22 protein-coding genes are annotated in these 20,640 nt (G+C 59.1%); 12 read left to right on the top strand and 10 right to left on the bottom strand.

Translation table 11 applies throughout. The annotated features are described in order from the left end of the window. The first annotated feature begins 634 nt into the window (after positions 1 to 634). Both FHX16_RS22830 and FHX16_RS22825 read left to right on the top strand, forming a co-directional pair. The gene (locus FHX16_RS22830; RefSeq protein WP_183864538.1) at positions 635 to 823 is read left to right on the top strand and encodes a hypothetical protein; all 189 of its coding nucleotides are present in this window, start codon (positions 635 to 637) and stop codon (positions 821 to 823) included. Positions 824 to 951: 128 nt separating this feature from the next. Continuing rightward, positions 952 to 1,380, top strand: a complete 429-nt coding sequence (locus tag FHX16_RS22825) for a DUF4864 domain-containing protein (protein ID WP_183864539.1) — start codon at positions 952 to 954, stop codon at positions 1,378 to 1,380. A 50-nt stretch (positions 1,381 to 1,430) separates the two neighbouring features. Here FHX16_RS22825 and tgt read toward each other — a convergent pair whose 3' ends face one another. The 5 genes from tgt to coaD form a co-directional block, all read right to left on the bottom strand. Further along, positions 1,431 to 2,561 carry a tRNA guanosine(34) transglycosylase Tgt gene (tgt, locus tag FHX16_RS22820; protein ID WP_183864540.1) on the bottom strand — a complete coding sequence of 377 codons (1,131 nt, stop codon included), beginning with the start codon at positions 2,559 to 2,561 and terminating at the stop codon, positions 1,431 to 1,433. Continuing rightward, a complete protein-coding gene (gene queA, locus FHX16_RS22815) occupies positions 2,562 to 3,644 on the bottom strand; it encodes a tRNA preQ1(34) S-adenosylmethionine ribosyltransferase-isomerase QueA (RefSeq protein WP_183864541.1) in 1,083 nt (360 codons plus the stop codon). It abuts the gene before it with no gap. A gap of 72 nt (positions 3,645 to 3,716) precedes the next feature. Further along, a complete protein-coding gene (locus tag FHX16_RS22810) occupies positions 3,717 to 4,226 on the bottom strand; it encodes a peptidylprolyl isomerase (RefSeq protein ID WP_183864542.1) in 510 nt (169 codons plus the stop codon). A 26-nt stretch (positions 4,227 to 4,252) separates the two neighbouring features. Continuing rightward, positions 4,253 to 4,822, bottom strand: a complete 570-nt coding sequence (locus tag FHX16_RS22805) for a peptidylprolyl isomerase (RefSeq protein WP_183757283.1) — start codon at positions 4,820 to 4,822, stop codon at positions 4,253 to 4,255. Positions 4,823 to 4,850: 28 nt separating this feature from the next. Further along, positions 4,851 to 5,345, bottom strand: a complete 495-nt coding sequence (gene coaD, locus FHX16_RS22800; protein ID WP_259130531.1) for a pantetheine-phosphate adenylyltransferase — start codon at positions 5,343 to 5,345, stop codon at positions 4,851 to 4,853. Positions 5,346 to 5,523: 178 nt separating this feature from the next. On the opposite strand from coaD, the gene FHX16_RS22795 reads away from it, so the two are divergent. The 3 genes from FHX16_RS22795 (at position 5,524) to FHX16_RS22785 (ending at position 6,158) form a co-directional block, all read left to right on the top strand. Next, the gene (locus FHX16_RS22795; protein ID WP_183864544.1) at positions 5,524 to 5,745 is read left to right on the top strand and encodes a hypothetical protein; all 222 of its coding nucleotides are present in this window, start codon (positions 5,524 to 5,526) and stop codon (positions 5,743 to 5,745) included. A gap of 89 nt (positions 5,746 to 5,834) precedes the next feature. Further along, positions 5,835 to 5,990, top strand: a complete 156-nt coding sequence (locus FHX16_RS22790) for a hypothetical protein (RefSeq protein WP_183757280.1) — start codon at positions 5,835 to 5,837, stop codon at positions 5,988 to 5,990. A 33-nt stretch (positions 5,991 to 6,023) separates the two neighbouring features. After that, positions 6,024 to 6,158 (top strand): hypothetical protein, encoded by a 135-nt coding sequence (locus FHX16_RS22785; RefSeq protein WP_259130528.1) that lies wholly within the window; start codon positions 6,024 to 6,026, stop codon positions 6,156 to 6,158. A gap of 223 nt (positions 6,159 to 6,381) precedes the next feature. Here FHX16_RS22785 and gyrA read toward each other — a convergent pair whose 3' ends face one another. After that, positions 6,382 to 9,168 (bottom strand): DNA gyrase subunit A, encoded by a 2,787-nt coding sequence (gene gyrA, locus FHX16_RS22780; RefSeq protein ID WP_183864545.1) that lies wholly within the window; start codon positions 9,166 to 9,168, stop codon positions 6,382 to 6,384. 225 nt (positions 9,169 to 9,393) lie between these two features. On the opposite strand from gyrA, the gene FHX16_RS22775 reads away from it, so the two are divergent. After that, positions 9,394 to 10,035: a MarC family protein gene (locus tag FHX16_RS22775; RefSeq protein WP_183864546.1), complete on the top strand. Its 642-nt coding sequence runs from the start codon at positions 9,394 to 9,396 to the stop codon at positions 10,033 to 10,035. Here the strand turns inward: FHX16_RS22775 and FHX16_RS22770 are convergent. Next, positions 10,032 to 10,427, bottom strand: coding sequence for a hypothetical protein (locus FHX16_RS22770; protein WP_183757277.1), 396 nt, complete (start codon positions 10,425 to 10,427; stop codon positions 10,032 to 10,034). The genes FHX16_RS22775 and FHX16_RS22770 overlap by 4 nt on opposite strands. A gap of 316 nt (positions 10,428 to 10,743) precedes the next feature. After that, complete coding sequence (locus FHX16_RS22765; protein ID WP_183864548.1) at positions 10,744 to 11,280, bottom strand: single-stranded DNA-binding protein; 537 nt, start codon at positions 11,278 to 11,280, stop codon at positions 10,744 to 10,746. Between the two features lie 249 nt (positions 11,281 to 11,529). Between FHX16_RS22765 and uvrA the strand changes: the two genes are divergently transcribed. From uvrA to FHX16_RS22750, 3 genes are read left to right on the top strand one after another with little or no spacing between them, the layout of a single operon-like run. Further along, positions 11,530 to 14,454 carry an excinuclease ABC subunit UvrA gene (gene uvrA / locus FHX16_RS22760; protein ID WP_183864549.1) on the top strand — a complete coding sequence of 975 codons (2,925 nt, stop codon included), beginning with the start codon at positions 11,530 to 11,532 and terminating at the stop codon, positions 14,452 to 14,454. After that, entirely contained in the window at positions 14,451 to 14,915 is a 465-nt protein-coding gene (locus FHX16_RS22755; protein WP_183864550.1) for a GNAT family N-acetyltransferase, read from the top strand. Before uvrA ends, FHX16_RS22755 begins: the two co-directional genes overlap by 4 nt. A 15-nt stretch (positions 14,916 to 14,930) precedes the next feature. Continuing rightward, complete coding sequence (locus tag FHX16_RS22750; protein WP_183864551.1) at positions 14,931 to 15,737, top strand: DUF72 domain-containing protein; 807 nt, start codon at positions 14,931 to 14,933, stop codon at positions 15,735 to 15,737. Positions 15,738 to 15,745: 8 nt separating this feature from the next. Here the strand turns inward: FHX16_RS22750 and FHX16_RS22745 are convergent, their stop codons facing one another. After that, on the bottom strand, positions 15,746 to 17,218 hold the full coding sequence (locus tag FHX16_RS22745) for an NAD(P)H-hydrate dehydratase (protein ID WP_183864552.1): 1,473 nt from the start codon (positions 17,216 to 17,218) through the stop codon (positions 15,746 to 15,748). Positions 17,219 to 17,559: 341 nt separating this feature from the next. On the opposite strand from FHX16_RS22745, the gene FHX16_RS22740 reads away from it, so the two are divergent. The 3 genes from FHX16_RS22740 (at position 17,560) to hspQ (ending at position 19,850) form a co-directional block, all read left to right on the top strand. Continuing rightward, complete coding sequence (locus FHX16_RS22740) at positions 17,560 to 17,898, top strand: P-II family nitrogen regulator (RefSeq protein WP_003539626.1); 339 nt, start codon at positions 17,560 to 17,562, stop codon at positions 17,896 to 17,898. Between the two features lie 58 nt (positions 17,899 to 17,956). Further along, positions 17,957 to 19,366, top strand: coding sequence for a type I glutamate--ammonia ligase (gene glnA / locus FHX16_RS22735; protein WP_016553963.1), 1,410 nt, complete (start codon positions 17,957 to 17,959; stop codon positions 19,364 to 19,366). A gap of 154 nt (positions 19,367 to 19,520) precedes the next feature. After that, positions 19,521 to 19,850, top strand: coding sequence for a heat shock protein HspQ (gene hspQ / locus FHX16_RS22730; protein ID WP_016553964.1), 330 nt, complete (start codon positions 19,521 to 19,523; stop codon positions 19,848 to 19,850). A 113-nt stretch (positions 19,851 to 19,963) separates the two neighbouring features. Here hspQ and FHX16_RS22725 read toward each other — a convergent pair whose 3' ends face one another. After that, a complete protein-coding gene (locus FHX16_RS22725; RefSeq protein WP_183757271.1) occupies positions 19,964 to 20,623 on the bottom strand; it encodes an invasion associated locus B family protein in 660 nt (219 codons plus the stop codon). Between the last annotated feature and the right edge of the window lie 17 nt (positions 20,624 to 20,640).

The raw sequence follows: 20,640 nt of genomic DNA, 5'->3' as shown, positions 1-20,640 counted from the left end.
CGGCCGAAGTCTTCCGAAAGAAACTGCTCGCGCAGATCAGACATGCCGGCTAGCTTGATGAGCCACAAAAGTCGCGGTTCAGCATGAACTCACACGAAGCGGTTCCATCTTCAAACCCGACGAGAACACGATAATGGCCATGATTTCGTGGTGGATGGAGCTCCCCTAGTTTGTCCTACAGTTGAATATGCGAATGGCGGCGTTGATCGCGCGGATGCATGAGAAACGATCAGCAGACAGAAATTGCACCTTTGCTCCGCCGCTACGGCATGACGATCACTCGCGAACTGGTTCGGGATTTTTGCCATGATCGCGACACTCCGATAACGGCGCCGCCGCCGGGCGGCATGTATAGTCGTTGAGCGCAACAGCCCGGATGCATCGCGCTTGTATAAATATTAGCAATGAGGTATATGGGGAGTGCCTGATATTAATCAGGTGGATGACTCGGCTTTCTCCATCGCCAGCTATCCGTTTCTACCCGTTTCTTTGGTTCCCTCAGCCATCCTTGCCCGCGTGAGTGGGCAGTCGATGGAGAATGGCGAGGAACTTCGTTCTCGATCCACTCGATCGGGGGAAGTTCCTTGCTTGGATAGCGGGTTTTCTCTCGATCTTAACAGACAAGAGGAATCCTATGAATCTCCTCAAAGCAACTGCCATTATTCTTACGGTATTCTGCGGCCTTGCCGCCTTCGCGATTGCTACGCTGCCCATTATTTTTCCGACGGTGCACAGCACCGCGATGCTTGACGAACTTTTCAAGGTGATGACCTTCCTGTTTTCGACAGGTGCGGGCGCACTGCTCTTCAAGGCCCTCGGCTAGGCTGTAGACGCAGGCGGGGTCGCGAGGCGTCGCGACCCCGCCACCAAAGCGAAAGCGCCATGCCTTCCTGCCCCTTCCCTTGTCCGTAGACTGCTTTAGAATACGCTGACACAGCCGGAGCCGTTGCCATGCGCGCCATTCTTGCAATTTTCATTCTGTTTGCCGCGTCTTTCGTTTTTCTTGGTACCACTCGGGCCGAGGATCCGATCGACACGACGCGTACGATGATCGAGGCGCAGATCAAGGCATTCTTGAACGACGATGTTGATACGGCCTATTCCTATGCTGCGCCCGGTATCAAGGCGATCTATCCCGACAAGAATGTTTTCTTCGCGATGGTCAAGAAGAGCTATGAGCCGGTTTATCATCCCGGCAACTATGCCTTCGGCCGCAGCCGATCGATCGACAACGGCGCGATGATCTATCACGAGGTACTGATATCAGGACGCGACGGCAAGGACTGGACCGCGATTTATCAGGTGGCCCGCCAACCCGACGGAAACTACAAGATCAATGGCGTCCAGATCGTGCCGAACACCGAAAGCAAGGGCATCTGAGTGGCGGGCAGGCGGGCTTCTACCGGACGGAGTGCAGTGCCCTTCCCGTCTTATACCGGCTCCAGGTCGCCCCTCGCCCATTCTTCCTGGGTCTCTGCCATAAAGTCGGCAAACCGGCCTTCAGCGATCGCCTTGCGGATGCCCTGCATCAGTTCCTGGTAGTAAGCAAGATTGTGCCAGGAGAGCAGCATGCCGCCGAGCGCCTCATTGGCGCGTACGAGGTGATGCAGGTAGGCGCGCGAGTAGTCACGCGAAGCCGGGCAATTCGACTGGTCATCGAGCGGACGCATATCCTCGGCGTGGCGGGCGTTGCGGATGTTGACCTTGCCGCGGCGCGTAAAGGCAAGCCCGTGCCGGCCGGAACGGGTCGGCATGACGCAGTCGAACATATCGATGCCGCGAGCGACGGACTTCAGGATGTCGTCAGGCGTGCCGACGCCCATGAGGTAGCGCGGCTTTTCCGTCGGCAGCACCGGCAGCGTTTCCTCGAGCATCTTCAGCATGACGTCCTGAGGCTCGCCGACAGCGAGACCGCCGACCGCATAGCCCTTGAGATCGAGATCGGTCAGGGCCGCGGCCGAGCGGACTCGAAGTGCCGGCACATCCCCACCCTGCACGATGCCGAACATCGCCTTCCCCGGTTGGTTGCCGAAGGCGATCTTGCATCGTTCGGCCCAGCGTAGCGACAGCTCCATGGCGCGCTCGATTTCGCGCGGTTCCGCAGGAAGTGCCACGCACTCGTCGAGCTGCATCTGAATGTCGGAATCCAGCAATCCCTGGATCTCGATCGAACGCTCCGGCGACATGTGGTGCAGGCTGCCGTCGACATGCGACTTGAAGGTTACTCCCTGCTCATCGAGCTTGCGAAGGCCGGAGAGCGACATGACCTGGAACCCGCCGCTGTCGGTCAGGATCGGCCCGTCCCAGCGGATCAGCTTGTGAAGACCGCCGAGGCGGGCAACGCGTTCGGCCGTCGGGCGCAGCATGAGATGGTAGGTATTGCCGAGAATGATGTCGGCACCGGTATCGCGAACCTGGTCAAGATACATCGCCTTGACGGTGCCGACGGTGCCGACAGGCATGAAAGCAGGCGTGCGGATCGTGCCGCGCGGCATAGAGACCTCGCCCAGGCGGGCACCAGCGTCGGTCGTCTTGAGGGTGAACTGGAAGTTCTCGGTCATTTAGGTTTTCCGGAAAAGGAGGCTGGAATCGCCATAGGAATAGAAGCGGTAGCCCGTCGAAATCGCGTGGCTGTAAGCTGCGTGCATCGTCTCGAAGCCGGCAAAGGCCGAAACGAGCATGAACAGCGTGGAGCGAGGCAAATGGAAGTTTGTCATCAGCATGTCAACCGCCTTGAAGCGGTAGCCGGGCGTGATGAAGATGCCGGTGGCGCCTGACCAAGCCCGGATTTCTCCGTTCTCCTGCGCGGCACTTTCGATCAATCGGAGCGACGTCGTGCCGACGCAGATGATGCGCCCGCCCCTTGCCTTCACGGCATTGAGGCTCGCAGCCGTCTCGGCGCTGACATAGCCGCTCTCAAGATGCATCTTGTGATCGTCGGTGTCGTCGGTCTTCACAGGCAGGAAGGTGCCGGCGCCGACATGCAGCGTCACGAAATGTCGCTCGACGCCTGCCTTGTCGATGGCTTCGAAAAGATCTGGCGTGAAGTGAAGCCCGGCCGTAGGAGCCGCGACGGCACCCTCCTCGCGGGCATAAATTGTCTGGTAGTCGGCGCGGTCGCGCTCGTCCTCGGCCCGCTTGGCGGCGATATAGGGCGGCAGCGGAATATGGCCGACGGAATGGATGGCCTCGTCGAGCATCGGTCCGGAAAGGTCGAAGGCAAGCGTGACTTCGCCGCCCTCGCCCTTCTCTTCGACAGTGCATTCGAGCTTGCCAAGAAGGCAGCTGCTACCATCGTGGCCGAACGAGATACGGTCGCCGATCTTGATGCGTTTGCCGGGCTTTGCGAAGGCCTTCCAGCGGCTGGCGCCGATGCGCATGTGGAGTGTCGCCGAAACCTGCTGACCGCCAGCACCTTCGCGATGACGGATGCCCTCAAGTTGTGCCGGGATCACCTTGGTGTCGTTGAAAACAAGCGCGTCCCCTGCTCTCAGAAAGCTGGGCAGTTCGCTTACCCGATGGTCCGACAGCTGCACCTCCCTGCCAGGGTCGACGACGAGCAGACGCGCGCTGTCGCGCGGCTCGGCTGGCCGCAGGGCGATCCGTTCATCCGGCAGGTCGAAATCAAAGAGGTCTACGCGCATCACTCAAAATCCAGGCAAAGCGAAACCCGCCCCACGCTTTCGCGCAAGGGCGGGTTTCAGCAGAAATCACAATCAGACGTCAGCGGCAACCCGCATCGAGACGATCGAGTCCGGATCGACGACCGGCTCGCCCTTCTTGATCTTGTCGACGTTGTCCATGCCTTCGATGACCTGACCCCAGACGGAGTACTGCTTGTTCAGCCAGGGAGCGTCGGTGAAGCAGATGAAGAACTGCGAGTTGGCCGAGTTCGGGTTCTGCGAGCGAGCCATCGAGCAAGTACCCCTGATGTGGCTGACGGCAGAGAACTCAGCCTTCAGGTCCGGCTTCTCGGAGCCACCCATGCCGGCGCGACCCGGGTTGAAGCTTTCGCTGCCCTTCTTGCCGAACTTCACGTCGCCGGTCTGCGCCATGAAATCGTTGATGACGCGATGGAAGACAACGCCGTCATAGGCCTTCTCGCGAGCGAGTTCCTTGATGCGGGCGACGTGCCCCGGCGCCACTTCCGGCAGCAACTGGATGACAACCTTGCCCTTGGTGGTTTCCAGGATGATGGTGTTTTCGGGATCTTTGATCTCGGCCATTCTTCTTCTCCTACTTGTCTTGAAACTTACTTCTTGCCGACGGTGACTTTGATCATCCGGTCGGGATTGCTGACTTCGCCGTTCTGGCCTTCGCCGCGCTTGATCTTGTCGACGTTCTCCATGCCGGAAACGACCTTGCCGACGACGGTATACTGGCCGTTGAGGAAGGATCCATCAGCGAACATGATGAAAAACTGCGAGTTGGCCGAGTTCGGATCCTGCGAGCGGGCCATGCCGACCGTGCCGCGAACGAAAGGCGTCTTCGAAAACTCTGCAGGCAGATCGGGCAGGTCGGAGCCGCCGGTGCCGGCAAGGCTTGCATCAAAGCCCTTTTCCATGTTGCCGAACTTCACGTCGCCAGTCTGCGCCATGAAGCCTTCGATGACGCGATGGAAGGCCACGTTGTCATATGCGCCCTTCTTGGCAAGCGCTTCGATCTGCGCGACGTGCTTCGGCGCAACGTCGGGCATAAGCTGGACTACGACCGGGCCGTCCTTCAGCTGGATCGTCAGCGTGTCACTGGACTGCGCGAACGCGTCGCCGGCGAACGAAGCAAGGTAAAGCACGCCTGCAAATGCGAGATAGAAGAGTTTCATGTTGGCTCCGTTGCGGCGAAAATGTCGCCTAGGATTTGCGCTTGGATTGAAGGGCTTTCAAGACGGCAGCCGGTACAAAGGCGCTGACATCGCCTCCCATGGCAGCGATTTGCCGGACCAATGTGGCGGTTATGGGCCGCGAGGCTGTTCCGGCCGGTAGAAAGATGGTTTGAATGTCAGGCGCCATCTGGCGGTTCATGCCGGCCATCTGCATTTCGTAGTCGAGATCGGTACCGTCACGCAGGCCGCGGATCAGGAGCGCAGAGCCATGAGTGCGCGCCGCATCGACCACGAGATTGTCGAAGGAAACGACCGAGATATTCCTGGCCTTCTCAGGCAGCGCATCCGCCAGAGACTGGCGAATGAGATCCGCCCGCTCATTGAAGGAAAAGAGCGGCGTCTTGCCGGGATGGATGCCGATCGCGACAATAACCTCGGACGCAACATTCAGCGACTGGATGAGCACATCCAGATGTCCGTTGGTCAGTGGGTCGAACGACCCCGGATAGAAAGCTGTCGTCATTGGCCTAGCCGTTTGTTTCGACGCCTTTTGTCACGGATAAAGGTCGCCCGCAAGTCGTTTGCCCGTCGCTGAACGGTGGATGAATGCGGCATTCAAGCCGGCTTCAGGCGAGATCTCTATAACAGAGAGCGTCAACAGCCGATGTCATTCCGGCATCGGCCCCTCCCCGGAAGCGCTCATGCTGATCATCATTGTTGCACTCGCTGTCATCGTCTCGCTGCTTGCCGAATTTTTCTACGGCTACGTGCAAGATAAGATGGATGCAGGTTGGGTTCGGCCAAGCGTGCGGGAACATTACGCAATCGTGCGTGCGACCGGAAATGTGGCGTTTAAACCGATTAAGAATTCTGAACGCCAGATGAACGACGCATTCAAAGTCGCTTCAGATCGGCCTTGGTAAATGACCGGCCAATACCCCTGGAACCATTTTCGCACGCATGCGTTCACTCAACCGAAGCGTAACGCGATACGCTGCACAAGGAAGAAAAAATGCCCAATAAGATTACCATGATTAATGCCGTCTGGATGGTAATGATGACCGGTATGCTTGCAGCGACTATCGCGCTCTACGATCACAAAGTGGATGCGTCCAAGGTATATGGCCCCTATGCGTCGGCACGCGCGGCGATAACGAGCCAGTACTAAGGAACGTGAACGCAAAGCCCAGGAGGATTGCTCATGTTCACGATATTGACTGTGCTTACTGCCCTAATCAGCATCATGTTTGTCGTGTCCGTGGCCTCCACCATCGCCGCTCTTCGCCATGAAAGCGAAGAGTTGAAGAAGGTCGATGGAAAGCAGAGTTGGTTCTAGCGCTGACGCTGACCTAGGAACGCCCCGATTTCAAGGCCGGATGACTCTGTCATTCGGCCTTTTGCATGCTTGGGACGGCAATGGTGATCTCGCGTGTGGTGCCGACGAGAGACGCTCTTGGTCCGCTAGACGCCGAACCATCATGACGTCATCGATTTCCCTGCCGTCGCGCAAAAGAAAACCGGGCAGCTTGCCCGGTTTTCAAAGTCGCCATTTCACTACGTCAAGCGTCCGCGTCAGGCGCGCTCTCGGCGGCGGGCCCAATGTCGTCGCCATTCTCGGTAACGTCTTCTGCCTCTTCTTCCTCGGGCTCGCTGATGCGCTCGACGGATACCACCTTTTCGTCCTTAGCCGTCGAGAAGATAGTCACGCCCTTCGTCGCGCGGCTGGCGATGCGGATGCCGCCCACGGGGACGCGGATGAGCTGCCCGCCATCGGAAACCAGCATAATCTGGTCGCCCTCGTTAACCGGGAAGGCCGCTACCAGCTCGCCGATCTCCGCGGTCTTCGACGTATCGGTAGCCCGAATACCCTTGCCACCGCGGCCAGAAATCCGGAAGTCGTAAGAAGAGGAGCGCTTGCCGAAGCCCTTTTCGGAAACCGTGAGCACGTATTGCTCGCGCGCCTTCAGTTCTTCGTAGCGCTCGTCGCTCAGTTGCCCCTCTTCGGTGACCTCCTCGCCGACGAGCGAGATTTCCTCAGCGTCACCTGTCGTCAAGCGTCGCTCGCTTGCAGCACGCTTGAGATAGGCCGCGCGCTCCCAGGGCTCGGCATCCACGTGGCCGACAATTGTCATCGAGATGATGCGATCGCCATCACCGAGGTTGATGCCGCGGACACCGATGGAGTTGCGGCCGGCAAAGACGCGGACGTCATCGACGGGGAAGCGTATGCATTGGCCCAGCGCGGTAGTCAGAAGCACGTCGTCATGTTCGGTGCACGTCTCGACGGAGAGGATTTCGTCGCCCTCTTCCTCCAGCTTCATCGCGATCTTGCCGTTACGGTTGACCTGGACGAAGTCCGAAAGCTTGTTACGGCGAACGGTGCCGCGCGTTGTCGAGAACATCACGTCGAGCTTGTCCCAGCTTTCCTCGTCCTCGGGCAGCGGCAGAATGGTGGTGATGCGTTCGCCGGGCTCCAGCGGCAGCATGTTGATCAGCGCCTTGCCACGCGCCGTCGGCGTGCCGATTGGCAGGCGATAGACCTTCTCCTTGTAGACGATACCGCGCGATGAGAAGAACAGAACCGGCGTATGTGTGTTGAGAACGAATAGCTGGCTAACGAAATCCTCGTCTCGCGTCGTCATACCGGAGCGACCCTTGCCGCCACGGCGCTGCGCGCGATAGGTCGTCAGCGGCACGCGCTTGATATAGCCGAGATGCGAGACGGTCACGACCATGTCTTCGCGGGCAATGAGATCCTCATCGTCCATCTCAAGCCCGCCGTCCATGATTTCCGTGCGGCGCGGCGTGCCGAATTCGTCGCGAACCGCAGCAAGCTCTTCCTTGACGATTGTCTGGATCCGGACGCGCGACGATAGGATCTCAAGATAATCCTTAATTTCTTCGCCTATCTTATTGAGTTCGTCTCCAATTTCGTCGCGGCCAAGAGCTGTCAGACGCGCCAGGCGCAATTCGAGGATGGCACGCGCCTGCTCTTCCGAGAGGTTGTACGTCATATCCTCGTTGATACGGTGACGCGGATCATCGATCAGTCGGATCAGGCTCTCGACGTCGGATGCCGGCCAACGGCGGGTCATCAGTTCTTCGCGTGCGGTCTGCGGATCCGGCGCCTGCCTGATCGTGCGGATGATTTCATCGATATTGGCGACGGCAATTGCGAGACCGACCAATACGTGCGCCCGCTCGCGCGCTTTGCGCAAGAGAAATTTCGTTCTCCGGCTAACGACTTCCTCGCGGAAGAAAACGAAGGCGCGCAGCATGTCGAGCAGCTGCAACTGTTCCGGCTTGCCGCCGTTTAGCGCCACCATGTTGCAGCCGAAGGATGTCTGCAGCGGGGTATAGCGGTAAAGCTGGTTCAGGATCACGTCGGCATTTGCGTCGCGTTTCAGCTCGACGACAACGCGGTAGCCCTGGCGGTCGGACTCGTCGCGAAGGTCGGAGATACCCTCGATGCGCTTGTCGCGCACCAGTTCGGCCATCTTCTCGATCATCGTCGACTTGTTCACCTGATACGGGATCTCGGTGATGATGATCTGCTCGCGATCGCCGCGCATCGGCTCGATCGTCGCAACGCCGCGCATGATCACCGAACCGCGGCCGGTCTCGTAAGCCGAACGAATGCCGGCGCGGCCAAGGATCTTGGCGCCTGTCGGAAAATCCGGGCCAGGAATGATCTGCATGATATCCGGAAGTTCGATGGCCGGATTGTCGATCAGCGCGATACAGCCGTCGATGACTTCGCCAAGATTGTGTGGCGGAATATTGGTCGCCATACCGACGGCGATGCCGCCTGCCCCGTTGACCAAGAGGTTCGGGAATTTCGCGGGAACGACGACGGGCTCCGACAGCGTGCCGTCATAGTTGTCGCGGAAATCGACTGTCTCCTTGTCGAGATCGTCGAGCAGCGAATGCGCGGCCTTCTCCAGACGGCATTCGGTGTAACGCTCTGCCGCTGGCGGATCGCCGTCGACGGAGCCGAAGTTGCCCTGGCCGTCGATCAACGGCAGGCGAAGAGACCAGTCCTGGGCCATTCGCGCCAGCGCGTCGTAAATCGCCGAGTTGCCATGCGGATGGTATTTACCCATCACATCCCCGGTCACGCGGGCGCACTTGACGTATTTCTTGTTCCAGTCGATGCCGAGCTCGGACATGCCGTAGAGGATGCGGCGGTGCACAGGCTTGAGGCCGTCGCGCACATCAGGCAAGGCGCGGCTGACGATAACGCTCATCGCGTAATCGAGATACGACCGCTGCATTTCCTCCATGATGGAGATGGGCTCGATGCCTGGCGGGAGCTTCCCGCCGCCGGGGGGTGTTTGCTCAGTCAAAACGGATCACGATCTCTTCTAGAATCACTTGAAGATTTATAGCGGAAAGGCTGTTCCTGCGCCAATTTTGGCGAGAGTTTTGAACAGTCTTTTGCGGTCTTATGAGGGCAATTTTGGCCTCAATGGCAACTATTTACGCCATTCGAAGAGCGCCATTTGCCAAATTGATTTCTCCGCATCACAATCGTCCAAAACCGAGCGTTTATATGGGCTCATGGAGGGACAATGGCAAGCGCCGACCAACTGATCAACGCCTTCACGACGCTGCTTGTCACCATCGATCCGCCTGGCCTTGCGCCAATCTTCCTCGGGCTAACCACCGGTATGAGCCGTAGCCAGCGAAAGCAGGTGGCGCTGCGCGGCTCGATCATCGCCTTTGTCATCCTTGCCATCTTCGCGCTGTTCGGCGCGAGTGTGCTCGGTGTCCTCGGCATCTCGATCGGCGCCTTTCGCATCGCCGGTGGCCTTCTCTTGTTCTGGATTGCGTTTGAAATGGTTTTCGAGAAGCGGCAGGACCGCAAGGAGAAGACGAGCACGGCCGCAATCACCATCGATCATATCCATAATATTTCGGTTTTTCCGTTGGCGATTCCGCTAATCGCCGGTCCCGGCGCGATTTCCGCGACCATCCTGATTGCCGGGTCAATGCACAGCTCCATCGAGCGCGCGCAATTGATCATCGTCCTTGCATCGAACCTGCTACTGCTCTTTTTCTCCTTGCTTGTCGCTGAAAGAGTCGATCGTTTCCTGGGTGTTACGGGGCGCGCAATTCTGACGCGCCTTCTCGGCGTCATCCTGGCCGCGCTGGCAACGCAATTCGTCGTTGACGGCCTGAAGTCCACCTTGGTCACAATGCCCGCGGGCTAGGCCTGGAGTAGGCGCTTTTGTGCTTCCAGGATCGTTTGCCGAGGCGCATCGGCCCGTTCGAATATTTGATAAAGGAATAACTTTACTGCCTCGGCTTCGCGAAGCACGACCGAGGTCAGTGCCGGATCGGTTTCGGCCCATGCCCTCATCGTGGCGATTGATCTGCCGATGGCGCCGGACCTGCGCATCGCGGCGGAGTTGAACAGTTTGCTCTCAACCACGTACCAGACGAAAATCCGGATTGCGACAGATCTGATGTGCGGCTCCTCTGCGCGGAGAGACTTGAATTCGCCCCACAGCGTCCGCAAGTGGTTTTCGCTCAGGCGGTCGAGATCCAACCCCAATTCAAGAAGGTCGTCCGCGACCATCGTTCTCGCAGCACTGGCCGTCATTGACCGAAATTGGGAGTTCGCTTCTGTCATCCTACGAATATCGCGCGGGTCTGGAGATTTGAGAACCCAGCCGTGCCTATCCTTTCGGAGAGTGAAGCGCCGTCACTTTGACTAGAATGATCGACTGAAATGCATCGCGTCCGCCTATTCGACTGAGGTATCGCGATGGAATGGTGACCGGGCGCTGCCGAGATGGGCCCGGTCCGGCTGAAGTCTTGGGCCCGTGAGAAAGAGCCGGCTGCGCCGAGCCTCGAGCCAAAACGCGTTCGGCGCACCTCTCGGCGCGCCGTCAGAGATGCCGTGATGACGGCTTCGATCAGAACGGGATATCGTCGTCGAGGTCGCGCGAGAAGTTTCCGCCGCTACCGCCGCTGCTGCGGCCGGACGATTGCGAGGGCGCGCCGTAATCGTCGCCGTAGCCACCGCCGCCACCGAAATCGCCACCGCCGGCATTGCTGCTGCGACCGCCGCCAAAGCCGGAGCTTGCGCCTCCGCCCTCGCCGCGACCGTCGAGCATCGTCAGCGTCGAGCCGAAGCCCTGCAAAACGACTTCCGTCGAATAGCGGTCCTGGCCATTCTGGTCCTGCCACTTGCGGGTCTGCAGCGCACCTTCGATGTAGAGCTTGGCGCCCTTCTTCACATACTGCTCGACGACCTTGCAGAGGCCCTCGTTGAAGACCACGACAGTATGCCATTCCGTCTTCTCGCGGCGTTCGCCAGAGTTGCGGTCGCGCCAGGTCTCGGACGTCGCGATGCGAAGATTGGCGATCGGCCGGCCATCCTGGGTCCGCCGGATTTCGGGGTCAGCGCCCACGTTCCCGATCAGAATTACCTTGTTTACGCTGCCAGCCATACTTTCACCTTACCTGCCGCCCTGCCCGGCGGCGCTTGAAACAATCGGTGCACCTTAAACCATAGGGCGCCGGCGATGGGCGCCCATAGCCGGTTCATCCACAGAGAATTTTGTTCTTTATTTGTTCTAGTTTATCCCTATGATCCTGTCAACCGAATCGAAAACCTTGCAGCAGACGGACATTGAGCCTCGACTCGCCAGCCGGCATCACTAAATAAGGGGCTTGTTCCAGCACAGAAGCAGAAGACGATGAGCGAACTGAAGACGATTTCCATCCGCGGCGCGCGCGAGCACAATTTGAAGGGCATCGATCTCGATCTGCCGCGAAACAAACTGATCGTCATGACCGGCCTTTCGGGATCCGGAAAGTCGTCGCTTGCCTTCGATACGATCTATGCGGAAGGCCAGAGGCGCTATGTCGAAAGCCTGTCGGCCTATGCGCGCCAGTTCCTCGAAATGATGCAGAAGCCCGACGTCGATCAAATCGACGGCCTGTCGCCGGCGATTTCGATTGAGCAGAAGACGACCTCGCGCAATCCGCGCTCGACGGTCGGTACGGTGACCGAGATCTACGACTACATGCGTCTGCTCTTTGCGCGCGTCGGCATACCGTATTCGCCTGCAACCGGGCTACCGATCGAGAGCCAGACGGTCAGCCAGATGGTCGACCGCGTGCTGGAGTTCGGGGAAGGCACGCGTCTCTACATCCTCGCGCCGCTCGTGCGCGGGCGTAAGGGCGAGTACAAGAAAGAGCTGGCGGACCTGATGAAGAAGGGCTTCCAGCGCGTGAAGGTCGATGGCCAGTTCTACGAGATCGCGGACGTCCCAGGCCTGGATAAGAAGTACAAGCACGATATCGATATCGTGGTCGACCGCATTGTCGTCCGCCCCGATATGGCATCGCGGCTCGCAGACAGCTTCGAGACCTCGCTAAAGCTTGCCGACGGCTTGGCCGTTGCGGAGTTCGCCGACAAGCCGTTGCCGCTGGAAGAAACCGCCGCCGGCGGGTCTGCCAACAAGTCGCTCAACGAAACGCACGAGCGAGTCCTCTTCTCGGAAAAATTCGCCTGCCCGGTGTCGGGCTTCACCATTCCCGAGATCGAGCCGCGGCTTTTTTCCTTCAACAATCCAGCCGGCGCCTGCCCGACCTGCGACGGTCTTGGCGCACAGCAGAAGATCGACGCCAATCTGATCGTGCCCGAGCCTGAGCGCACGCTACGCGATGGCGCCATTGCGCCGTGGGCGAAGTCGACATCGCCCTATTACAACCAGACGCTGGAGGCCCTCGGTAAACACTACGGCTTCAAGCTCGGTGCGCGGTGGAACGATCTGTCCGATATGGTCAAGGACGTCATCCTGAATGGCACCGACGAGAAGATCGAGTTTCACTATGCCGATGGTGCGCGGTCTTATACCACGCATAAGAATTTCGAGGGCATCATCACCAATCTCGAGCGCCGCTGGAAGGAGACGGATTCCGCCTGGGCGCGCGAGGAAATCGAGCGCTATATGTCGGCGGCCCCCTGCCCGTCTTGCGGCGGCTATCGCCTGAAGCCGGAGGCACTTGCTGTCAAGATCAACGCGCTGCATATCGGCCAGGTGACCGACATGTCGATCCGCGTCGCCCGCGACTGGTTCGAAGTTCTGCCGCAGTCGCTGAGCGCCAAGCAGAATGAGATTGCCGTTCGCATCCTCAAGGAGATCCGCGACCGCCTGCGCTTCCTCAATGACGTCGGCCTGGACTATCTCAGCCTGTCGCGAAACTCCGGGACCTTGTCCGGTGGCGAGAGCCAGCGCATCCGGCTGGCGTCGCAGATCGGTTCCGGCCTGACCGGCGTCTTGTATGTCCTCGACGAGCCGTCGATCGGCCTGCATCAGCGCGACAACGCTCGATTGCTCGATACGCTGAAGCACCTTCGTGATATCGGCAATACCGTGATCGTGGTCGAGCATGACGAGGACGCGATCTTGACCGCCGACGATGTCGTCGACATCGGTCCGGCGGCCGGCATCCATGGTGGCCAGGTGATCGCCCACGGTACGCCGCAAGAGATCATGGCGAACCCGAAGTCGCTGACCGGCAAATATCTGTCCGGTGAACTCGGCGTTCCGGTTCCAGACGAACGGCGCAAGGCCAAGAAGGGCAAGGAGATCAAGGTCGTCGGTGCCCGCGGCAACAATCTGAAGAATGTCACCGCCTCCATCCCTCTCGGCGTCTTTACGGCCGTTACCGGCGTATCGGGGGGCGGCAAGTCCACGTTCCTGATCGAGACGCTGTATAAATCTGCCGCGCGGCGCGTCATGGGCGCGCGTGAAATTCCCGCCGATCATGACCGCATCGACGGTTTCGAGCACATCGACAAGGTCATCGACATCGATCAGTCGCCGATCGGCCGCACGCCGCGCTCCAACCCCGCGACCTATACGGGCGCGTTCACCCCGATCCGCGACTGGTTTGCCGGTCTGCCGGAAGCGAAGGCGCGCGGCTATCAGCCGGGACGCTTCTCGTTCAACGTCAAGGGCGGACGCTGCGAAGCCTGCCAGGGCGACGGCGTCATCAAGATCGAGATGCACTTCCTGCCTGATGTCTACGTCACCTGCGATGTCTGTCATGGCAAGCGCTACAACAGGGAAACGCTCGACGTCACGTTCAAGCACAAGTCGATTGCCGACGTGCTGGATATGACTGTCGAGGAAGGCGTCGACTTCTTCGCGGCTGTTCCAGCCGTGCGTGACAAGCTGCAGGCGTTGAAGGATGTTGGCCTTGGGTACATCAAGGTCGGGCAGCAGGCCAATACGCTGTCCGGCGGCGAGGCGCAGCGTGTCAAGCTGGCCAAGGAGCTGTCGAAGCGGTCGACCGGCCGTACCCTCTATATCTTGGACGAGCCGACGACTGGCCTGCATTTCCACGATGTCGCCAAGCTCCTGGAGATGCTGCAGGAGCTGGTCAATCAGGGTAATTCGGTCGTTGTGATCGAGCACAATCTCGAGGTGATCAAGACCGCGGACTGGATTCTCGATTTCGGTCCGGAAGGCGGCGATGGTGGCGGCGAAATCGTCGCCGTCGGCACGCCTGAAGCGATCGTCAAGGAGAAGCGGTCCTATACCGGGCAATTCCTGAAGGAGTTGCTTGAACGGCGACCTGCTGGAAAAGCCGTAGTGGCAGCTGAGTGATGCTGAGAGCGGCGTCGCTCGATGATCTGCAGGCGGTCGAAGCGCTGACCGCCGAAGCCTATGCTCCATATACGCGTCTGCTTGGGCGCCCGCCGATCCCCGTCACCGAGGACTACGCGCCGCGCATTGAACGCGGTGAGGTCTGGCTGCGGGAGGTACTCGGCGGGCTTGCCGGTCTGGCCGTCATTGAGCGGCACCCGGACCATGTGATGCTCTTCAGCGTCGCCGTCTCGCCGAAATTTCAGGGCGGCGGTCACGGTCTTGCCATTCTGAGATGGGTGGAAGCGACCGCGCGGGAATGGCAGCTTCCGGAAGTGCGTCTCTACACGAATGCGCGCATGGAACGGAATATTGCGCTCTATCGAGCATTTGGCTTTCAGGAAACGGGTCGCCGCGAAAATCCGCATAGGCCAGGATGGGTGATCGTCGACATGGCAAAGCATGTCGACGCACAGATATAATCAGAGGAGGAAGGAATGACGAAATCCGGCAATGTTCGCGTCGGCATCGGCGGCTGGACCTTCGAGGCATGGCGGGACCACTTCTACCCTGGGGATCTGAAGCAGAAGGACGAGCTGCACTACGCAAGCCGCCAGCTGAAGGTCATCGAGATCAACGGCACCTATTACAGCTCGCAGAAGCCGGAAACCTTCGCCAAATGGGCTGCGGATGTGCCTGACGGCTTTATCTTTTCGCTCAAGGCCAGCCGTTTTGTCACCAATCGTCGCGTGCTGGCGGAGGCTGGCGAGTCGATGGAGCGTTTCCTGACGCAAGGTTTAACGGAGCTTGGTCCGCACCTTGGACCAATCCTCTGGCAGTTCGCACCGACGAAGAAGTTCGATCCGGATGATTTCGAAGGCTTTCTCAAGCTGCTGCCGGCAAAGCAGGACGGGCTTCCCCTGAGGCACGTCGTCGAGGTCCGACACGATTCCTTCAAGGTTCCCGAGTTCGTGGCGCTGCTGGAGAAATATGCCGTCGCACCAGTTGTCGCCGAGCATTTCGACTACCCGATGATAGCGGATGTTACGGCCGACTTTGTCTATGCGCGCCTGCAGCAAGGTTCCGATGAGATCAAGACCTGCTACGCGCCGAGTGATTTGAAAGCTTGGGCCACGCGCCTCGAAACCTGGGCGGATGGCAAGGTACCGGGCGATCTGCCTCTGATTGATGGCGAGCGCCAGGTTGCGGCCGAGCCGCGGGATGTCTTCGCCTTCATGATCCACGAAGGCAAAGTCAATGCGCCCTTTGGAGCAATGGCATTGCAGGAAGCGGTGTCGCGGTAGGCCTGTCGTCAGAGCGGACGAACCTGCGTCGCCAGGTCTTCCGCCGTCAGTCCTTTGCCCGCCCGCATGCCGGCCTCTCCATGCATGTAGACGCCCGCAGCGGCGGCCTCGAAAGCGGGAACTCCTTGAGCCATGAGCGCTCCGATGATCCCAGCCAGAACATCACCGGAGCCGGCGGTCGCGAGCCAAACGGGTGCGTTGGTGTTGATGTAAGCTCTGCCGTCGGGTGAGGCGATGACGGTGTCAGCCCCTTTGTAGACGATTGCGGCGTTTGCCCGTGTCGCTGCTGCTCGCGCCTTTTCGACCTTTCCCATGGCGGTGTCGGCGGCGATATCGGGAAACAGTCTACCGAACTCGCCCTCGTGTGGCGTAAGCACTAGACGCGGCTTGCCGGAAAACTTTGAAAACAGCTCGTCAGGGGCACTTTTGAACGAGGAGAGCCCGTCGGCATCCAGCACCAGATGCCTCTCGGACAACGCGGCGACGAACCGACGTGCCTTCTTGCCTACGCCGAAACCCGGCCCGAGAACGAAGGTCTGCAGCCGCGCGTCATGCAGCCAATCGCGGAGTGCCGCCTCGTCCTCGATCGGATGCAGCATGATCGCGGTCAGATGTGCTGCATTCTCGTCGATCGCATCGTCCGGCGTGGCGATTGTCACCAGCCCTGCCCCCGCCTTCAGCCCTGCCATAGCAGACATCCGCGCGGCGCCTGTCTTGCTCGCTTCGCCGGAGAAGACGACTAGGTGACCTCGCTTGTATTTGTGTGTCTCCAGGCCGGCAGAAGGCAAAACCTCACGCCAACGTTCGGGTCTATTTTCGGCGATCTGCTGTTTCTTCGCTGCGCGGATGATGCGGCCGGGTATGCCGATATCAAAGACTTCGAGTTCACCGCAGAGTTTGCGCCCCGGCATCAGGAGATGCCCGGGCTTTCGCGTCATGAAGGTGACGGTTCTGCTGGCGGCAAATGCAGCGCGTAGGACCGATCCGCTGCGACCATCAACACCGGATGGCAGGTCGACGGCAATAACCGGCACACCTGCTCCACTTACCCGTTCGATTGCGTCTCTAACGTCGGCCGGAACATCACGTGCAAGGCCAGCGCCAAAGATGGCGTCGATCACCACATCGCCGCTCCGCGGCTGATAGGATTCAAGTGGCCGAACCATGGTCGGGAAGCTATCCCTTGCCCGAGCGGCATCTCCCTTGAGCCTCCCCGGTTCCCCCAACTGGAAAATCTCCACGGCAACGCCGCTCTCTGCCAGGTGGCGCGCTGCGACATAGCCATCGCCGCCGTTATTGCCAGGCCCGCAAAGGACGACGGCGCGAAGGACGGTGGGAAAATGACGCAACAAGGTGGCGGCAATTGCTGCTCCTGCGCGCTCCATGAGCGCATAGCTGTCGATCCCGGATCCCGTTGCCGCCGCATCGACTGCCGTCATTTCCTCTGGAGTAAGGAGTAACTCGGAGATTTCATCGATCATCGCCGCATTCAAACAGAAATCGCCTAAATAACAACCGGCTGATTGATTGGTGGTGAGCTCATAAAATAATCAAATGCATAAAAAATATACAATTGCCGCGCATTTGTGCGGACCATTAGTGCGGGCGAATGTTCCGAAAAACGGCCCGAAATTGCGTCTGGCGGATCGATTCTGGAAAGTTCTGGGCTGAAAATCGATGAAAATCCCCGAGATTGCGGACTTTTATGAGCAGCGAGGCTCATTTTTCGAAAAATCAGCTTCCCAACTGGCACGATAACTGCATCATCACGGCAGCAGGTCTGAGCCTGCCATTAACGGGAGAAGCGGAGAGTCATTTTCTCATGAAAAAGATCGAAGCGATCATCAAGCCCTTCAAGCTCGACGAAGTGAAGGAAGCCCTTCAGGAAGTTGGCCTGCAGGGCATTACAGTTACGGAAGCGAAGGGCTTCGGTCGCCAGAAAGGCCATACGGAACTCTACCGTGGCGCTGAATATGTTGTCGACTTTCTGCCGAAGGTGAAGGTGGAAGTCGTTCTCGCGGACGAGAATGCGGAAGCCGTCATCGACGCCATCCGCAAGGCCGCACAAACCGGACGCATCGGCGACGGCAAGATTTTCGTGTCAAATGTGGAAGAAGTCATCCGCATTCGTACCGGCGAGACCGGTATCGACGCAATCTAATCTTTATCGCCTTTCCGGCGAGCCAAAGTATCGTCATCTCAAATAAAGGAACTATTTAATGGCGACCGCAAGCGAAATTCTTAAGCAAATCAAGGAAAACGACGTCAAGTTCGTCGATCTGCGCTTCACCGATCCCAAGGGCAAGCTGCAGCACGTCACGATGGACGTCGTGTGTGTCGACGAAGACATGTTTGCCGATGGCGTCATGTTCGACGGTTCCTCGATCGCTGGCTGGAAGGCCATTAACGAATCCGACATGGTGCTGATGCCCGACCCGGAAACGGTCCACATGGACCCGTTCTTCGCGCAGTCCACCATGGTCATCCTCTGCGATATCCTCGATCCCGTCTCCGGCGAGGCCTATAACCGCGATCCGCGCGGCACCGCCAAGAAGGCTGAAGCTTACCTGAAGGCATCCGGTATCGGCGACACGGTCTTCGTCGGCCCGGAAGCTGAATTCTTCGTCTTCGACGACGTTCGCTACAAGGCCGACCCTTACAATACTGGCTTCAAGCTGGACTCCACGGAACTGCCGTCCAACGACGACACCGAATACGAGACCGGCAACCTCGGTCACCGTCCGCGCGTCAAGGGCGGCTACTTCCCGGTTCCGCCGATCGACAGCTGCCAGGACATGCGTTCCGAAATGCTGACGGTTCTGTCGGAAATGGGCGTTGTCGTCGAGAAGCACCACCACGAAGTGGCTGCTGCTCAGCACGAGCTCGGCATCAAGTTCGACACGCTCGTTCGCAACGCCGACAAGATGCAGATCTACAAGTACGTCGTGCACCAAGTCGCCAACGCCTACGGCAAGACGGCAACCTTCATGCCGAAGCCGATCTTCGGCGACAACGGTTCGGGCATGCACGTACACCTTTCGATCTGGAAGGGCGGCAAGCCAGGCTTCGCCGGCGACGAGTATGCAGGTCTTTCCGAATCCTGCCTCTACTTCATCGGTGGCATCATCAAGCATGCCAAGGCGCTGAATGCCTTCACCAACCCGTCGACGAACTCCTACAAGCGTCTCGTCCCGGGCTATGAAGCACCGGTTCTGCTCGCCTATTCGGCGCGCAACCGATCGGCTTCATGCCGCATTCCGTTCGGCAGCAACCCGAAGGCAAAGCGCGTCGAAGTCCGGTTCCCGGATCCGATGGCGAACCCGTACCTCGCCTTTGCAGCGATGCTGATGGCTGGCCTCGATGGCATCAAGAACAAGATCCATCCTGGCAAGGCCATGGACAAGGATCTCTACGATCTGCCGCCGAAGGAACTGAAGAAGATCCCGACTGTCTGCGGCTCGCTGCGCGAAGCGCTGGAAAGCCTCGACAAGGACCGCAAGTTCCTGACCGCTGGCGGCGTCTTCGACGACGACCAGATCGACAGCTTCATCGAGCTGAAGATGACGGAAGTCATGCGCTACGACATGACCCCGCACCCAGTCGAATACGACATGTACTATTCGGCTTGATCTCAAAACCGAGGCCCCGGCTCCCGCCGGGGCTTCACCGACCGATGTCATGGTCGTCAAATGGCGTATGTGACACTCATGTGACGAGATCCCGCACAAATCTTGATTTGAGTGGGGCCAATCACCAAATCAGGTGATGAAAGGAAGTCGTACCATGAAAGAAAGAGTAGCTAAGTTCAGTATCGGCGAAGTGGTTCGGCACAAGGTATTTCCGTTTCGCGGCGTCATCTTCGATGTCGATCCGGAATTCGCGAACACGGAAGAATGGTGGAACTCCATTCCCGCCGAAGTGCGCCCCAGCAAGGATCAACCCTTCTATCACCTGCTGGCAGAGAATGATGAAAACGAATACGTTGCCTACGTATCCGAGCAGAACCTGGTGAACGACGAGAGCGGCGTCCCGCTCCGCAACGAACAGGTCTATCAGATTTTCGATATGGCACCGACGGGGCAGTTCAAACCCAAGATGAGCTTCGCCCACTAACGTTCACTGCCATAATTCAAAACCCCGCTCGCCGCGGGGTTTTTCTTTGTCTGGATTGGGCAACAAAAAACCCGGCGCGAGGCCGGGTTCTTCGACAATTCCGATGGGCCAGATTACTGAGCCTTGGCAGCCTTCTGGGCTTCTTCGAGCTTCTTGCGCGCTTCGTCAGCCTTCTTCTGCATGCTGTCCTGCAGGCTCTTCTGGCTTTCGGCGAGCTTGGAGGCGGAAACCGCTTCGCCATCGAATGCGCCGGTGAAGCCTTCGAGCGAGATCTTGATCGGGTTCGGCGCACGACGGAAGTTGATCGAGGTCAGAACCAGATCGGTGCCCTTCTTCAGGCTGGCGACCATGGCGTCGGTCAGCGGGATCTGGGCGACGCAACGGTCGGGCATGCACATCAGGTAGTCGATCTTCTGTGCCTTGCCGCCGTCGATCTGCATCGCTACACCTGGCGGGATCAGACGTGCCGGGGGAACAGAAACCTGAAGGCTCTTGTTGTTGATCTTGCCGGAGACGCTGATGAGGCCGACGCCCGTAACGAGCTGGCCGCCGCCTGCGAGAACGACGTTCTGGACGACGCAGACATCATTGTCTTCCTGCTTGCTGCAGGTTTTGTACCAGCCGAGACGCGGAGCGCCGGCAGCCGTGGCAGGCGCATCGGCGGGTGCTGCTGCCTCCTGCGCGTAGGACGATACCGGAGCCGCTGCAGCACCAAGCATCACTGCCAGAACGGACAGGGCTGCCCGCGTTTTGTTTTCAGCCTTGAACATCATAACGAATTCCGTCTCCT

The organism is Rhizobium sp. BK661 (genome assembly GCF_024808825.1).
Lineage (GTDB): Bacteria > Pseudomonadota > Alphaproteobacteria > Rhizobiales > Rhizobiaceae > Rhizobium.
The sequence above is the reverse complement of the archived record's forward strand: the minus strand, read 5'-3'. Positions and strand labels throughout refer to the sequence as shown.

What these genes read in the sequence shown, in the direction of transcription:
- FHX16_RS22830 (WP_183864538.1), top strand. Translation starts at nt 635, where the DNA reads ATGAATCTCCTCAAAGCAACTGCCATTATTCTTACGGTATTCTGCGGC.
- FHX16_RS22825 (WP_183864539.1), top strand. Translation starts at nt 952, where the DNA reads ATGCGCGCCATTCTTGCAATTTTCATTCTGTTTGCCGCGTCTTTCGTT.
- tgt (WP_183864540.1), bottom strand. Translation starts at nt 2,561, where the DNA reads ATGACCGAGAACTTCCAGTTCACCCTCAAGACGACCGACGCTGGTGCC.
- queA (WP_183864541.1), bottom strand. Translation starts at nt 3,644, where the DNA reads ATGCGCGTAGACCTCTTTGATTTCGACCTGCCGGATGAACGGATCGCC.
- FHX16_RS22810 (WP_183864542.1), bottom strand. Translation starts at nt 4,226, where the DNA reads ATGGCCGAGATCAAAGATCCCGAAAACACCATCATCCTGGAAACCACC.
- FHX16_RS22805 (WP_183757283.1), bottom strand. Translation starts at nt 4,822, where the DNA reads ATGAAACTCTTCTATCTCGCATTTGCAGGCGTGCTTTACCTTGCTTCG.
- coaD (WP_259130531.1), bottom strand. Translation starts at nt 5,345, where the DNA reads ATGACGACAGCTTTCTATCCGGGGTCGTTCGACCCACTGACCAACGGA.
- FHX16_RS22795 (WP_183864544.1), top strand. Translation starts at nt 5,524, where the DNA reads ATGCTGATCATCATTGTTGCACTCGCTGTCATCGTCTCGCTGCTTGCC.
- FHX16_RS22790 (WP_183757280.1), top strand. Translation starts at nt 5,835, where the DNA reads ATGCCCAATAAGATTACCATGATTAATGCCGTCTGGATGGTAATGATG.
- FHX16_RS22785 (WP_259130528.1), top strand. Translation starts at nt 6,024, where the DNA reads ATGTTCACGATATTGACTGTGCTTACTGCCCTAATCAGCATCATGTTT.
- FHX16_RS22775 (WP_183864546.1), top strand. Translation starts at nt 9,394, where the DNA reads ATGGCAAGCGCCGACCAACTGATCAACGCCTTCACGACGCTGCTTGTC.
- FHX16_RS22770 (WP_183757277.1), bottom strand. Translation starts at nt 10,427, where the DNA reads ATGACGGCCAGTGCTGCGAGAACGATGGTCGCGGACGACCTTCTTGAA.
- FHX16_RS22765 (WP_183864548.1), bottom strand. Translation starts at nt 11,280, where the DNA reads ATGGCTGGCAGCGTAAACAAGGTAATTCTGATCGGGAACGTGGGCGCT.
- uvrA (WP_183864549.1), top strand. Translation starts at nt 11,530, where the DNA reads ATGAGCGAACTGAAGACGATTTCCATCCGCGGCGCGCGCGAGCACAAT.
- FHX16_RS22750 (WP_183864551.1), top strand. Translation starts at nt 14,931, where the DNA reads ATGACGAAATCCGGCAATGTTCGCGTCGGCATCGGCGGCTGGACCTTC.
- FHX16_RS22745 (WP_183864552.1), bottom strand. Translation starts at nt 17,218, where the DNA reads ATGATCGATGAAATCTCCGAGTTACTCCTTACTCCAGAGGAAATGACG.
- FHX16_RS22740 (WP_003539626.1), top strand. Translation starts at nt 17,560, where the DNA reads ATGAAAAAGATCGAAGCGATCATCAAGCCCTTCAAGCTCGACGAAGTG.
- glnA (WP_016553963.1), top strand. Translation starts at nt 17,957, where the DNA reads ATGGCGACCGCAAGCGAAATTCTTAAGCAAATCAAGGAAAACGACGTC.
- hspQ (WP_016553964.1), top strand. Translation starts at nt 19,521, where the DNA reads ATGAAAGAAAGAGTAGCTAAGTTCAGTATCGGCGAAGTGGTTCGGCAC.
- FHX16_RS22725 (WP_183757271.1), bottom strand. Translation starts at nt 20,623, where the DNA reads ATGATGTTCAAGGCTGAAAACAAAACGCGGGCAGCCCTGTCCGTTCTG.